This is a genomic window from Microbacterium sp. SZ1 (assembly GCF_002362255.1).
Classification (GTDB): Bacteria; Actinomycetota; Actinomycetes; order Actinomycetales; family Microbacteriaceae; genus Microbacterium.
The window spans coordinates 22,698-36,032 of the sequence record NZ_LPVV01000041.1; the positions used below are offsets into that span (position 1 = coordinate 22,698).

Consider the following 13,335-nt stretch of genomic DNA (forward strand, 5'->3'; position numbering starts at 1 on the left):
TCTCCTCGGGATGCGCGTCATTGCGTTCATCCACGGTAGGGCACCGCGCGAACGCGCGATGTGCCGGTGCCTGTCCGGTGCGACCAGCGGCGCCGACCGTGCGACGAACGGATGCCGAGGGGCGGCGAAGCGCGGTTTTCCACGGTCGCTCGCGGCCTTCGCGGCATCCCTCCGCAAGTAGTCTGGAGAGGTGGCCCGCACCCCTCTCCTGTCGACGCGCGTGCTGCTCGTCTGCGCCGCGATCGGCGTCGCCACCGGCATCCTCGGCGGCATCGCCGGCCTCATCACACCGGGCGTTCTGATCCTCACGCCCTACCTCTACGGCCTCGTGCTCGGGTCTCATGTGCTGCCGGGCATCATCGCTCAGGAGGTGCTGCGCCGGCCGCTCGTCGCGCTCGTGACGCACGTGATCGCCGCGCTCATCTCGAGTGCGTTCAACCCCGCGTGGGCGCTGCGCTTCATCGGCACGGCGCTGCTGTTCGGCGCGATCCAGGAGGGTATCGCCGCATTGACGCGCTACCGGGCCTGGGGCGCGTGGCGGTTCTTCCTCTCGGCGGGTGTGATCGGCATCCTCGTCGCCGTGGTCGTGTTCTTCGCCGCGCACCTCGGAGCCCTGCCGCTGTGGGCGCAGATCGCGTACCTCGTGGTGTCGGTGCTCGGTCCGGTGGCGTGGACCGCGGTCGGGCTCGCGATCGGCACGGCGCTGAGTCGGGCGGGCGTCGCGCGGCGCTGACCTCGCGCGGCATCCCCATCTCTGCGCCGAGACCCACCACCCGCGCCCAGGCCCACCACCCGCGCCGTGGGCGGCGGTGGGTTTCGACGGGCGTGGTGGGTTTCGGCGTCAGGGGGCCGGACCGAGCGGGCATCGCGAGTCAGGTAAGGCTCGGCTAAGTTGGAGGGGTACCGATCCGCGATCCGAGGGATGCCGTGCGCTCTTCCGCACCTCTGCTCCGCGTGCGCGACCTCTCCATCACGCACGCCGATGCGGCGCGCCCCTCCCCCGCAGACGTGACCTTCGACATCCGTCCCGGCGAGGTCGTGCTGCTGCTCGGGCCCTCGGGATCGGGCAAGTCGACGCTCACCCTCGCCCTCAACGGTCTGATACCCCACGCGGTGCCGGCGACCATGACCGGCCAGGTCGTCGCGGGCGGCCTCGACACGACCGAGGCGCTGACGGCGACGCTCAGCACTCACGTCGCGATGGTTTTTCAGGACCCCGACGCGCAGATCGTGACCGGCACCGTGTACGACGAGGTCGCCTTCGGACCGGAGAACCTGCGGCTGCCGCTCGACGAGGTGCGCGCACGGACGGAGGCGGCGCTGCGACGGGTCGGACTGTGGGAGCGGCGTGACGAGAACCCCGACCGGCTGTCGGGCGGCGGACGCCAGCGCCTCGCGATCGGCTGCGCCCTGGCGATGGGATCGCCGCTCATCGTGCTCGACGAACCCACCGCGAACCTCGATCCGCAGGGCATCGACGACGTGTACGCCGCGCTCGCCGACGTCGTCGCCGCCGGCGACAGGGCGATCCTGCTCGTGGAGCACAATCTCGACGCGGCCATGTCGTTCGTCACCCGGACCATCGTGCTCGACCGCTCGGGTCGCGTGGCGTTCGACGGAGAGCCCGCCGAGGTGATCCGCGGTCATGTCGACGAGCTGGTCGCGATGGGCGTGTGGCTTCCGGCCGCCACGATCGCTGCGCTCAGGATGCGCGATGCCGGTGCCACGCTGGATCCGCTGCCGCTGACGCCGGACGAACTCGCCGTCGCCCTTGCCGTGGACGGCGACGAGACGGGACACGGTCACCGCGTTTCGTCTCGCTCCGCTCGCTCAACGACCGAGAGGGACTCCGCTCGCTCAACGACCGAGAGGGACTCCGCCCGCTCAACGACCGAGGAACAGCCGATCATCCGGGCACGCGGGCTGACCGTCCGGCGCGGCAGGAGCGAGATCCTGCACGGGATCGACCTCGACATCGCACGCGGCACCTTCACGGCGATCGTCGGCACCAATGGCGCGGGCAAGACGACCCTGCTGCAGGCGCTCGCGGGTGTGGTGCCGCCGCCGAAGCGTCAGGTGATCGTCGACGGCGTCGACCCCGGCGCGGCCTCTCCCCGCGACCTCGCGAGCCGGATCGGCTTCGTCTTCCAGAACCCCGAGCACCAGTTCATCGCCCACACCGTGTTCGACGAGCTCGCGCACGGGCTGCGGCTGCGGCACGTTCCGGATGCCGAGATCGCCGAGCGCGTGCAGTCGATGCTCGCGCGATTCGGCCTCGAGGAGAAGGCCGACGTGCACCCCTTCCTGCTCTCCGGCGGTGAGAAGCGCCGTCTCTCGGTCGGGACGGCGCTCATCACCCGACCCGGGGTGCTGGCTCTCGACGAGCCGACGTTCGGGCAGGACCGCGCAAGGGCCGCGGAACTGCTCACCCTCCTGCACGAGCTCCGCGACGACGGCACGACGATCCTGATCGTGACGCACGACCTGCACCTCGTCGCCGAGCACTCGACGCACACCCTGGTCCTGCAGGACGGGCGCGTCCACGCGGCCGGCCCCACCGCCGACCTGTTCCGCAGCGAGCAGACCTTCGAATCCGCCGGGCTGCGGCTGCCTTCGCTGCAGCGCGTGCTCGCGGCATCCGGATGGGCGATCGCATGACCCTGATCGTCGACCCGTATGCAGCCCTGGCGCAGACCTCGCGTCGTCAGTTCCTGTACGCGATCAATCCGCTCGCGAAGATCGCGGGCGTCGTCCCGGCGATGGTGCTGCTGATCTTCGTGCGGGACCTCGCGACGCCCGCCGCGTTCCTGGTGCTCGCGCTGGCGATGATCGCGGTCGGTGCACGACTCACAGCCCGCTCGGCGGCGCTGCTCTTCGGAGCGCTGCCGCTCGGCATCCTCGCGATCGGCGTCGGCTTCTCACTGTGGGTGGATGCCTCACTCGTGGACGACACGCCCGCGGTCGTGCAGATCGGCGCCTGGACTCTGCGCCAGGGTGCTCTCGCGATCGGCCTTGCCACGGGACTGCGGCTGGGTGCGATCATCGCCCTCGCGCTGGTCGGCGGTCTCACCACGACCGGCCCCGACCTCGTGCGCGCGAGCGTGCAGCAGCTGCGGGTTCCCTATCGCATCGGATACACGGCGCTCGCGGCGTTCCGGTTCGTGCCCCGCTTCGGGTACGAGCTGTCGGTCATCCGCGCTGCCCATCGGGTGCGCGGTCACCACGGCGGCAGCGGCCCGTTCGCCCGGATCGCCCGCGGCTGGGGGTACATCGTGCCACTGCTGGCCGGCGCCATCCGCCACGCCGAACGCGTCGCCCTCGCGATGGATTCCCGCGCCTTCGGCGCCCACCCGACCCGCACCGAACGACACCTGGTGCCGTTCCGCGCACGCGACACCGTGTTCGTCGTCCTGTGCTTCGTCATCTCCGCCGCGGTGTTCGCGGCGTTCTTCCCCTGGCAGCTGCCCTGAAAGGCGTACCCATGGCATACAGCAAGCTCGTGAAGCCCGAGTCGTCCGAGCTCCTGCACCTCACCGTGCTCCGCACCGAGCGCCTCGCCCCGCACTGGATCCGCGTCACGCTCGGCGGCGGCGAGATCGCGAAGTTCCGCCCGATGGGCTTCGACCAGTGGTTCCGTCTGTTCCTGCCGATCGGAGGGGATGCCGGACTCGACCGCGTCCCCGCCAAGGCGAACAAGATGTTCGGGTACCTCAAGTTCCTGCGCATACCCGACGGCGAGCGACCCGTGATGCGCAACTACACGGTGCGTGCGTACCGACCCGCGACCGCCGACGGCGGCGCGGAGATCGACGTGGACTTCGTGCTGCACGGTTCCGCGGCAGACGGGACGGCCGGCCCGGCGTCACGCTGGGCGGAGACCTGCACGGCGGGCGAGAACGTCCTCATCATCGACGAGGGCCTGACCTTCAACCCGCAGCGCGGGACGGAGCGGGTCGTGCTCATCGGCGACGAGACGGCGCTTCCGGCGATCGCGTCGATCTGCGCGTCGCTTCCGGCCGACGCGACCGGCACGGCGATCATCGAGGTCCCCTCCGATGAGGACGCCCTCGACTTCCCGCACCCCGCGGGCGTCGACGTCGACTGGCTCACACGCCCGCACGAATTCCCGCCGGGATCGCGCGCGCTGTCACAGCTGCACGACCTCGCACTGCCGGAGGCCCCGTTCCACGTGTACGCCGCAGGAGAGCAGTCCCTCGCCTCGGGCGTCCGCAAGCACCTCGTCGGCGAGCGCGGCGTCGAGAAGAGTGCCGTGAGCTTCTGCGGGTATTGGAAGGTCGGCGCCGCGTCGCCTGCGTCCAAGGCGGCTCGGGATGCCGCGGCGGAGCCCCTCGCGTGACCGGCGTCGACACGACGCGCGGCAGGCGATTCGGCAAGCGCCGGGTCCCCACTGCTGTGCTGCTCACGTGCGCGGCGCTCGGCGTCGCCGGCGGCATCCTGCTCGCCCCCGCGAACTGGGTCTCGACGCTCCTGTTCGCCGGACTGCCCTTCGTGAGCGTCGCCCTCGCCGGCCTCTGGCTGCTGCCCTCGGTGATCGCCCTGCGGCTGCTGCGGCGTCCTTTCATCGGGCTGCTCGTGGGCCTGCTGGCCGGCCTCGTCGTCGTCCCCTTCTCGGGGTACGGCTTCAGCAGCGTCGCGACGAACCTGTGGTGGGCGGCGTTCACCGAACTGCCGTTCCTCTTCGTGCTCTGGCGACACTGGGGCACGTGGCTGCACTACGTCGGTGCGGTCGTCGTGAGCGTCGTCTATCCGATCCTCGCGTGGCAGTCGTTCGATCTCGGCAGCGTGACCGTCGGACTGCAGATCGCCTTCTTCGCTCTCACTCTCGCGAGCTGCGTCGGCGCGACGGCGCTCGGCGTCCTCATCGCCGATCGTCTGCGTAGGGCCGGCGTCGGAGCGCGCGCGTCGCGCTGATTCCGCGCGACGCAGCGGATGCGATTGCCGCTCGGGTAGCGGACGGAGGATGCCGCACAGGCCGCCTCGCTCGTGGGATTCAGAGCGCCAGGTGCAGACGCATGGCCTCGTCGATCTCGGCGACAAGTTCAGCCGGCACCCAACCCACGGGTCGGACGATCCGGTCAACGGAGATCGTTCTGATCTGCTCCGCTTGCGCCTTCGAATCGCGTTCGAGACCGGTGGCCTCCGCGGGGAGCAGCACCTGAAATGGGCGCACCCGAGCGACGTTCGACGTCAGCGGCACTATGGTCACCGTCGCCCGGGCCGACCGCGCAGCCGCACCGTTGGCGGTGTTGTTGCTCACGAGGACCGCCGGTCGCGTCTTACTCGCCTCCGAACCCACCGCGGGATCGAGGGAGACGAGCAGAATCTGTCCTCGGCGCAGAAGCGGCAGCGCCTCTGCGGTCATGCGCTGGCGAGTCCGTCCTCGTCGGCCACATCCCAGGCGTCGTCGTAGTCCTCGGCATATGCCTCGGCGTAAGCGTCAGCCAGTCGGCTCTCCCGCAGCAATCGCACGGCATCCTGCACCGCCGCTGAGCGCGAGGAGTACCGTCCACTCAGCGCCTCCAAGTCGAGGAACGCCACGTCCGCTGTGCTGAGACTGAGGCTGATCTTGGTGCTGCTCATGCCGACGATACTACTCCGGTAGCAGTGCTTTTGCTACCGATCTCCCCACTGAGGGTCCTGTCACCGGTATGCAGCGGTACACGCAGAAGGGCCCCGGGCGAACCCGGGGCCCTTCTGCGTGAGTCAGCGCTTGCCGGCGATCTGACGCCCGACGATCTCGCGCATGATCTCGTTCGTGCCGCCGTAGATGCGGTGCACGCGGGCATCGAGGAACGCGCGGGCGATGGGGTACTCGGTGATGTAGCCGTAGCCGCCGTGCAGCTGCACTCCGGCGTCGAGCACCTCCCACTCGCGCTCCGTCGCCCAGAACTTGACCTTCGCGGCCTCTTCCGCCGAGAGCTTGCCCTTCGAGTAGGCGAGCAGCGCGCGGTCGATGTAGGCCCAGAGGGCGTCGACGGTGGTCGCCATGTCGGCGATCTGGAAGCGGCTGTTCTGGAAGTCGATGATCCGCTCGCCGAACGCCTCGCGGTCCTTCGTGTAGGCGACGGTCCAGTCCAGCGCCGCCTGCGCGGCCGCCGCACCGGCGACGCCGATCGACAGGCGCTCGAGCGGCAGGTTCATCATCAGCTGGATGAAGCCCTTGCCCTCTTCGCCGCCGATGAGGTTCTCGTCGGGCACGAACACGTCGCTGAACGACAACTCGGCGGTGTCGTGACCCTGGAAGCCCATCTTGTGCAGCTTCTTGCCGTGGTCGAAGCCCTCCATGCCGTTCTCGATCAGCGCCAGGCTGAACGCGTCGGGCCGGTTGCCCTCGCCGGTCTTCACGAACGTCACGACGAGGTCGGCCGTCGCGCCCGAGGAGATGAAGGTCTTCGCGCCGTTGACGATGTAGCCGCCGTCGGTCTTCTTCGCGGTCGTCTTGATGCCGCGGAGGTCGGAACCCGCACCCGGCTCGGTCATCGCGAGAGCGCCGATGACCTCACCGGTGGCCATGCGCGGCAGCCACTTCTCCTTCTGCGCCTGCGTGCCCATGTGCACGAGGTACGGGACGGCCAGATCGTCCTGGATGCCGAAGGCGCCGGCGAGCGACCCGGCCCCCGCGGCGATGACCTCTTCGTTGACGATCGCGCGGAAGCGGTAGTCCTGCAGCATGCCCGCTCCGCCGAACTCCTCGGGCACCGAGAGTCCGATGATGCCGGCTTCACCGGCGGCGAGCATGGTCGCGCGGTCGACCTCGCCGTCAGCATCCCACTTCTCGATCGCCTCGTGCGTGACGTGGCGCTTGACGAAATCCTTGACGAGGTCGCGGAATGCCTCGTGATCCTCTTCGTAGATGTCGCGTTCCATGCCGTCCTCCCGAACGTCTCGTGCATCGTTGCTCCGGCGAGCATATGCCGGTACGACGGGGAGAAGACAGGGCGTTGTGAGAATGCATCCCACTTCCGGTGAGACTGGGTACCGCGATTGTCGGATGCCCCCAGGCGGCCCCGAATGGGCTCAGTGCGGGTACTCGGGCGCCGCCGGAAGGCCGAAGAACTCCTCGAGCGTGTGGTAGCCGCCGTGATGGTAGGCCGCCGCGAGCTCCCGCCCCAGGTAGCGCAGATGCCACGGCTCGGGCTTGTAGCCGGTGACCCCGGAGCCGACCTGCTCGTAGCGCACGATGAAGCCGTACTCCCAGGCGTTCTCCGCCACCCAGGCGCCCTGCGGTGTCGCACCGAACGCCTCGATCTCGCCGCATTGCGGGCTGCAGGCGACGACGTCGAGCGCGAGTCCGGTCTGATGCTCGCTGTGCCCGGCGCGCGCCGACGCGGCATCCGCCCCCGCCTGCCCGCTGTTGCGCACGTGCGAGGCATGCGTCGACACCTGCAGGTCGTACGAGCGGTACCCGTTGTTCGCGCCGATCTGCCCCGCGCCCTCGGCGACCGCCGCGGCGGCCATCTCACCCACGGCAGCGGACACATCGGTGCGGGCCTGACCCGACGGTGTCGTCATCTCGAGGGGCATGTCGGCGAGCGGTGTCGGCGCGAAGGTGACCGGATTCAGCGGTCGCGCTTTGTTCACCACGACCCACACGTGCGCCGGATCGTCGAGAGCGACGCACGGCGCATTGCCCGCCACGACCGCGTTGCGGAAGCTCGCCCCGCCCCCGAACCCGGCGATGATGGCGGCGTCGTCGGCGACCGCGATCGCCTCGAGCACCGACGGCTCCGAGCACGGGTCGGCCGCCGTGGTCGCGCCGACCTGCACGGCAGGGACCTCGGCGACGACCACCGGCTCGGGCATCACCGCCTGCTGCTCGGCGGAGTCGGCGACGGGCGCGCCGGCGATCGACAGCAGGATGCCGACGGCGGTCACCGCGAGGCCGAGGGGAAGTGCTGGTCCGCGAATCGGGGAGCGCGGCGCCGCATGCCGAGGCTGCGACGTGGAGGTCATCCCTCCATTGTGCCGCGCGCGACGGGCCGCCGCATGCCGGGATCCGATCGGTCTCAGCCCGTGGACGTCGTGATTCCGTAGGGTGATCACATGCATGCGCGCGCGGTCGATCCCCGAGTCTGCCCGACCTGCGGCGGAGCGCTCGCCTTCGAGATCCTCGACGACGAGCGATTCTTCGTGGTGTGGTCGTGCGTGGAGTGCGGGGTGATCCGAGCGACCGAACCGTCCGCCTGATCTTCGTCTTTTTCTTCGAATCTCACTTGCCTTTCCTTCGTCATCATGTTCGAATGAGGATATGCGGTGGCAGGGACAGAAGGTCGGCGAGACGGATGCCGCTGCGCTCCCTGGCCTCGAGGATCGATCGAGCATGCTGCGATCGGTGACGACGCCCGAGTTCGCCGGCATGACGTTCCACGAGGTGCTCTCGAAATCGGCGCTCAACCACGTGCCCGGCGCATCGCGCATGCCGTTCGCGTGGACGATCAACCCGTACCGCGGATGCAGTCATGCCTGTGTTTACTGTTTCGCCCGCGGCACGCACGAGTACCTCGACCTCGATGGCGGTGCGGACTTCGACTCGCAGATCGTCGTGAAGACCAACGTCGTGGAGGTGCTGCGGCGCGAGCTCCGCAAGGGGAGCTGGCAGCACGAGACCGTCGCACTCGGCACGAACACCGACCCGTACCAGCGCGCGGAGGGCCGGTACAAGCTCATGCCGGGGATCATCGAGGCGTTGGCGGAATCGGGAACGCCGATCTCGATCCTCACCAAGGGCACGCTGATCCGCCGCGACATCCCACTGCTCGTGAAGGCCGCGCAGCGCGTTCCCGTCGACGTGCAGATGTCGATCGCGATGTACGACGACGAGTTGCAGAAGGCGATCGAACCCGGAGCGCCGACGACGCAGGCGCGACTCGACACCGTGAAGGCCCTGTCGGACGCGGGGTTCCCGGTGACCGTGTTCCTGATGCCGATCATGCCGCACATGACCGATTCGGTCGAAGCGATCGACACCGCCCTGAAGAGGATCAAGGATGCCGGAGCGCGGCGCGTGATCTACGGCGCACTGCATCTGCGGCCCGGCGTGAAGCCCTGGTTCATGCAGTGGCTCGGCGAGGCACGGCCCGACCTCGTGTCGTCGTACCTGGGGTTCTACCCCGGCGTCGCCGCCGAGGCGCCGAAGGGGTACCGGCAGTGGCTCGCCAAGCGCGCTCGACCGCTGATCCGGATGCACGGGCTCGACGGCCGCGACGAGAACGACTACCCGCAGCGGGGCTCACGGTCGGGCGAGGGCCACGTCGGCTCGATCTGGCGACAGAACGAGCCACAGGGTGGGGCGCGGGCGACGACGACCGTCGGCTTCCGGACGACCGGATCGAGCGCGGAGGCGCCAGCACAGCCGATGCTGTTCTGACGGTCGTCATCGGCATCCGTCCGTCGGGCCCGCCGCGTCACAGCCCGTAGGCTCGAGGACTATGGCGATCGGCTCGACAATCCTCACGTTCGACGTGCAACTGGCAGACACGGATCGCGGAGTCTACGAGGAGCACTCCCTCCGCGCGGCACGGCACCCGTCCGAGACCGACGCCTACCTGCTCACCCGTCTGCTCGCACACGGACTCGAGTACGCCGAGGGTGTGGCCTTCGGCGGCAGCGTCTCCGACACCGAGGAACCCGCCGTCGTCGTGCGCGACCTCACCGGGCGCATCACCGCGTGGATCGAGGTGGGAGCGCCGGACGCCGAACGCCTGCACCACGCCACGCGTCTCGCAGACCGCGTCGTCGTCTACACTCACCGCGATCCGGCCAAGGTCATGGCGCCGTGGGCCGACAAGCGCATTCACCGCGCCGACGACGTGCGCGTGCACAGCTTCGACCCGGGATTCATCGAGTCGGCCGCGCCGCTGCTCGAACGCCGCAACGCGGTGACCATGACCGTCACCGAGCAGACGCTGTACCTGACGCTCAACGGCACGAGCCTGACGACCGCCGTGCACGAACACTCGATCGGCTGACGGTCTAGGGCCTCACCGCGTTTTTCGTCTCGTCGCTGCCCGCTGCTCGCTCAACGACCTGCGAGGGGCACGGAAAGGCCCCGCCCGCACGAACGCGAGACGGGGCCTTCGTGACGGAACGGTCAGCTGGTGAGGTCGGCCGCCGACGGCATCCGTCCGGCGATCTCCTCGATCAGGTCGTCGTCGATGCGCGCATTCTCGAACGGCGCCTCGATCTCGGCGCGGCTCAGCAGCTCGCTCATGCGGCGCTGACGCTGACGCGTGATGAGCGTGACGACGCGGCCCGAGCGACCGGCGCGGCCGGTGCGGCCCGAGCGGTGCAGGTACGTCTTGTACTCGTCCGGCGCGTCGGCCTGCACGACCAGGTCGATGTCGTCGACGTGGATGCCGCGGGCGGCGACGTCGGTCGCGACGAGCACGTTCACGCGGCCCGAGGTGAGGCGCTCGAGGTTGCGCGTGCGCTTGCCCTGGTTCAGGTCGCCGTGCAGCGACACGGCCGGGATGCCGGCGTCGTCGAACTGCTCGGCGAGCATCTCGGCGTATGCGCGCGTGCGGGCGAACACGAGGGTCTTGCCCTCGCGGTCGACGAGCGACGTGAGGATGTCGGCCTTGTCACGATGCTCGATCACGAGCACGCGGTGCTCGATCGTGCTGGACTCCTGGTCTTCCCCGGCGACCTCGTACACCGCCGGGTCGACCAGGAACTCGTCGACCAGGGCGGCGACCTCGCGGTCGAGCGTCGCCGAGAACAGGAGCTTCTGGCTGCCCTCGGCCGTGTGGCGCAGGATGCGCTGGACGGGCTCGACGAACCCGAGCTCGCACATGTGGTCGGCCTCGTCGAGCACCGCGATGCGGCAGTCGGAGAGATCGAGCTTGCCCTGGTTGATGAGGTCCTCGACGCGGCCGGGCGTGCCGATGACGATGTCGACGCCCTTCTTCAGCGCACCCACCTGGCGACCCTGCGGCACACCGCCGTAGATCTGCGTCGTGAAGAGACCGACGCTTCGGGCGATGGGCTGGATCGTGCGGTCGATCTGCAGCGCGAGCTCACGCGTCGGAGCGAGGATGATCGCGCGCGGTGACCGCCCGAACTCACGGCGCTTGCCGGCCTGCGACTGCAGCACCTTCTCGACGAGCGGTGCGCCGAACGCGATGGTCTTGCCCGAGCCGGTGCGGCCACGAGCGAGTACGTCGCGTCCTTCGAGCACTGCCGGGATGCTGGCTGCCTGAATCGGGAACGGGCTGGCCGCCCCCATGTTCGCGAGCGTCTCGACGATGTTCGATCCGAGGCCGAGGTCGGCGAACGTCACGTCGTTCACCTCGACCGCCTGGACGGCCTTCGCCTCGAGGCGCTCGTGCACGACGTCCTCGGTCGGCTCGAATGCGGGCTTGGGCGCGGCGTTCCAGTCGCTGCGGCTCGGGCGCGCATCGCGGCTCGCACGGTCGTCGCGGCGAGGGCGCTCGGTGCGGTACGCGCCACCGGTCGACGGACGGGAGCGCTCGTCGCGGCCACCCTCGATCGCACGCTGCGTGCGGTCGCGGTCGAAGGCGCGACGCGCCCGGTCGGCGTCGTACGAACGTGCAGGACGATCGGATCCTGTGCGGTCGTCGCGCTGCGGACGCGCATCGCGGTCGAAACGCGGAGCGCGACGGTCGTCGCGGTCGCTGTACCGGGGGCGGTCCGAACCGCGGTCGTCCCGGCGCGGACGGTCATCGAAACGACGCCCGCCGGCGCGGTCGTCGAAGCGCGGACGCTCGTCGAAACGGGGTCGCTCGCGGTCGTCGCGACGGTGCGGAGCCTCGCGGCGCCCGGACTCGGCGCGATTGCGGAGGCCGCGCGCCTCATCACGCCCGGCGCGCTCCTGCGCCGACCAGCGCTGCTTGGGGGCGCCGCCCTCCTCGGCGGGGCGGTATCCGCGGTGGCCGGGGCTGCGGCTGCCGGGGCGACGGTCGAAGCCGGCCGCTGCAGGACGCCGCTCTCCGGCATCCGCTCGTCCGCCACGGGCGTCGCGAGCGTCGCGACCGCCGTCTCGGCCGCCGGCGTGGCGGTCGTGGAACGAGGTCTTCTTCGCGCCGTAGCGCGGCTCGAAGTTGGCGGCGGGACGTCCGCCGCGGGGCTTCTTGTTCTTGGGCATGGGGTGTCCTTCTGAGTTCTCGCACGAGAACAGCGCTGCCGCGCACACGCGCGAGCACCCGGCATCCGATCGAGGAATCGAACTGCGGGTCCGGACTGTCAGCGGCCGGGGCCATTCATGTGATGGTTGATTTACGTCGATCGACGCTCACCATCGGCCCCTGGGCTCACACTTCTTGCACAAAAACGTCCGCGTCCATACGCGGGTGCCCGAAGCCGACCACGCCAGTGTACCGGTCGCACCTGGGAGGACGCCCCTCGCTCTACGATGGCGGCATGAGCACCGCATCCCCCACCGGCACCCAGGTCCATCTCCAGCTCGGCGAGGTGTCGGCGCAGATCGCGCAGGTGGGCGCCTCACTTCGCTCGCTGCGCATCGGGTCGGTCGATCTGATCGCGCCGTATCCCGAGGGCGCTCCCACGCCGTCGTGCTCGGGCGTGGTGCTCGTGCCGTGGCCCAACCGGGTGCGCGACGGCCGGTGGAACGATGACGGCACCGCACGACAGCTCGCGATCACCGAGCCGAAGTTCGGCAACGCCAGCCACGGCCTGCTGCGCTTCACCGCGTATGAGATCACCGAGGGCGCGTCGGCCGCCACCCTGCGAGCCTGGGTCGTGCCGCAGACCGGCTATCCGTACCTCCTGGAGACGAGCGTCACCTACACGCTGCGCGCCGACTGCATCGACGTCGAGCACGTGATCACCAACCACTCCGCGGCGGCGGCTCCGGTCGCGGTCGGATCGCATCCGTTCCTCACGATCGGCGACGTCGCCGAAGAGGATCTCGTGCTGCGCGTCTCAGCTGCCACGGCCATCGAGACGGACGACCGGATGCTGCCCGTCGGCGCGCGTGCGATCGACCCCGCCGTGCGGGACGGTGTGCGACTCGGCGACGTGTCGCTCGACACGGGATTCATCGACCTCGACCGGGATGCCGACGGCCTCGCGCGCCACTCGCTCACCGCGCCCGACGGGCGCCGCCTCACGCTGTGGCAGGGGGATGGCTACGAGGTCGTGCAGGTCTTCACGACCGACAAGTACCCCGGGCGCCCGCTCGCCGTCGCGATGGAGCCGATGACGGCGCCGGCCGACGCATTCAACAGCGGCACGGGGCTGCGGCGCCTCGCGCCGGGCGAGACCTGGACCCTGCGCTGGGGCATCACGCTCGACTGAGACGCACGCCCGAGACACGCGGTTCGCGCCGAGACCCCG

At 69.9% G+C, this 13,335-nt stretch carries 14 protein-coding genes; 9 read left to right on the forward strand and 5 right to left on the reverse strand.

All coding sequences use genetic code 11. From position 1 onward, the window contains the following. Positions 1–190: 190 nt before the first annotated feature. The 5 genes from AUC47_RS15950 (at position 191) to AUC47_RS15970 (ending at position 4,932) form a co-directional block, all read left to right on the forward strand. Positions 191–733, forward strand: coding sequence for an ECF transporter S component (locus tag AUC47_RS15950; protein WP_096716177.1), 543 nt, complete (start codon positions 191–193; stop codon positions 731–733). 194 nt (positions 734–927) lie between these two features. Continuing rightward, positions 928–2,658 carry an ABC transporter ATP-binding protein gene (locus tag AUC47_RS15955; RefSeq protein WP_096716178.1) on the forward strand — a complete coding sequence of 577 codons (1,731 nt, stop codon included), beginning with the start codon at positions 928–930 and terminating at the stop codon, positions 2,656–2,658. Then, positions 2,655–3,470: an energy-coupling factor transporter transmembrane component T gene (locus AUC47_RS15960; protein ID WP_096716179.1), complete on the forward strand. Its 816-nt coding sequence runs from the start codon at positions 2,655–2,657 to the stop codon at positions 3,468–3,470. The genes AUC47_RS15955 and AUC47_RS15960 overlap by 4 nt, the downstream gene beginning before the upstream one ends. 11 nt (positions 3,471–3,481) lie before the next feature. Then, positions 3,482–4,357 (forward strand): siderophore-interacting protein, encoded by an 876-nt coding sequence (locus AUC47_RS15965; RefSeq protein WP_096716180.1) that lies wholly within the window; start codon positions 3,482–3,484, stop codon positions 4,355–4,357. Beyond that, positions 4,354–4,932, forward strand: a complete 579-nt coding sequence (locus AUC47_RS15970; RefSeq protein WP_096716181.1) for an ECF transporter S component — start codon at positions 4,354–4,356, stop codon at positions 4,930–4,932. Before AUC47_RS15965 ends, AUC47_RS15970 begins: the two co-directional genes overlap by 4 nt. Before the next feature lie 79 nt (positions 4,933–5,011). Here the strand turns inward: AUC47_RS15970 and AUC47_RS15975 are convergent, their stop codons facing one another. The 4 genes from AUC47_RS15975 to AUC47_RS15990 form a co-directional block, all read right to left on the reverse strand. Beyond that, positions 5,012–5,383: a type II toxin-antitoxin system PemK/MazF family toxin gene (locus tag AUC47_RS15975; RefSeq protein WP_096716182.1), complete on the reverse strand. Its 372-nt coding sequence runs from the start codon at positions 5,381–5,383 to the stop codon at positions 5,012–5,014. Continuing rightward, positions 5,380–5,601, reverse strand: a complete 222-nt coding sequence (locus AUC47_RS15980; protein ID WP_096716183.1) for a ribbon-helix-helix domain-containing protein — start codon at positions 5,599–5,601, stop codon at positions 5,380–5,382. Before AUC47_RS15980 ends, AUC47_RS15975 begins: the two co-directional genes overlap by 4 nt. A 123-nt stretch (positions 5,602–5,724) precedes the next feature. Further along, entirely contained in the window at positions 5,725–6,888 is a 1,164-nt protein-coding gene (locus AUC47_RS15985) for an acyl-CoA dehydrogenase family protein (protein WP_096716184.1), read from the reverse strand. A gap of 150 nt (positions 6,889–7,038) precedes the next feature. Then, positions 7,039–7,974, reverse strand: coding sequence for a M15 family metallopeptidase (locus AUC47_RS15990; protein WP_096716185.1), 936 nt, complete (start codon positions 7,972–7,974; stop codon positions 7,039–7,041). A gap of 90 nt (positions 7,975–8,064) precedes the next feature. On the opposite strand from AUC47_RS15990, the gene AUC47_RS16830 reads away from it, so the two are divergent. The 3 genes from AUC47_RS16830 to AUC47_RS16000 all read left to right on the forward strand — a co-directional run bounded on the left by AUC47_RS16830 (position 8,065) and on the right by AUC47_RS16000 (position 9,989). After that, a complete protein-coding gene (locus AUC47_RS16830; RefSeq protein WP_179297657.1) occupies positions 8,065–8,208 on the forward strand; it encodes a hypothetical protein in 144 nt (47 codons plus the stop codon). A gap of 61 nt (positions 8,209–8,269) precedes the next feature. Next, complete coding sequence (locus AUC47_RS15995) at positions 8,270–9,388, forward strand: Rv2578c family radical SAM protein (RefSeq protein ID WP_256999641.1); 1,119 nt, start codon at positions 8,270–8,272, stop codon at positions 9,386–9,388. Positions 9,389–9,449: 61 nt separating this feature from the next. Next, on the forward strand, positions 9,450–9,989 hold the full coding sequence (locus AUC47_RS16000) for a YaeQ family protein (protein WP_096716186.1): 540 nt from the start codon (positions 9,450–9,452) through the stop codon (positions 9,987–9,989). A 122-nt stretch (positions 9,990–10,111) separates the two neighbouring features. Here the strand turns inward: AUC47_RS16000 and AUC47_RS16005 are convergent, their stop codons facing one another. Further along, complete coding sequence (locus AUC47_RS16005; protein ID WP_096716187.1) at positions 10,112–12,124, reverse strand: DEAD/DEAH box helicase; 2,013 nt, start codon at positions 12,122–12,124, stop codon at positions 10,112–10,114. 275 nt (positions 12,125–12,399) lie between these two features. Here AUC47_RS16005 and AUC47_RS16010 point away from each other — a divergent pair, with 275 nt between their 5' ends. Beyond that, entirely contained in the window at positions 12,400–13,296 is an 897-nt protein-coding gene (locus AUC47_RS16010; RefSeq protein ID WP_096716188.1) for an aldose 1-epimerase family protein, read from the forward strand. The last annotated feature ends 39 nt before the right edge of the window (positions 13,297–13,335 follow it).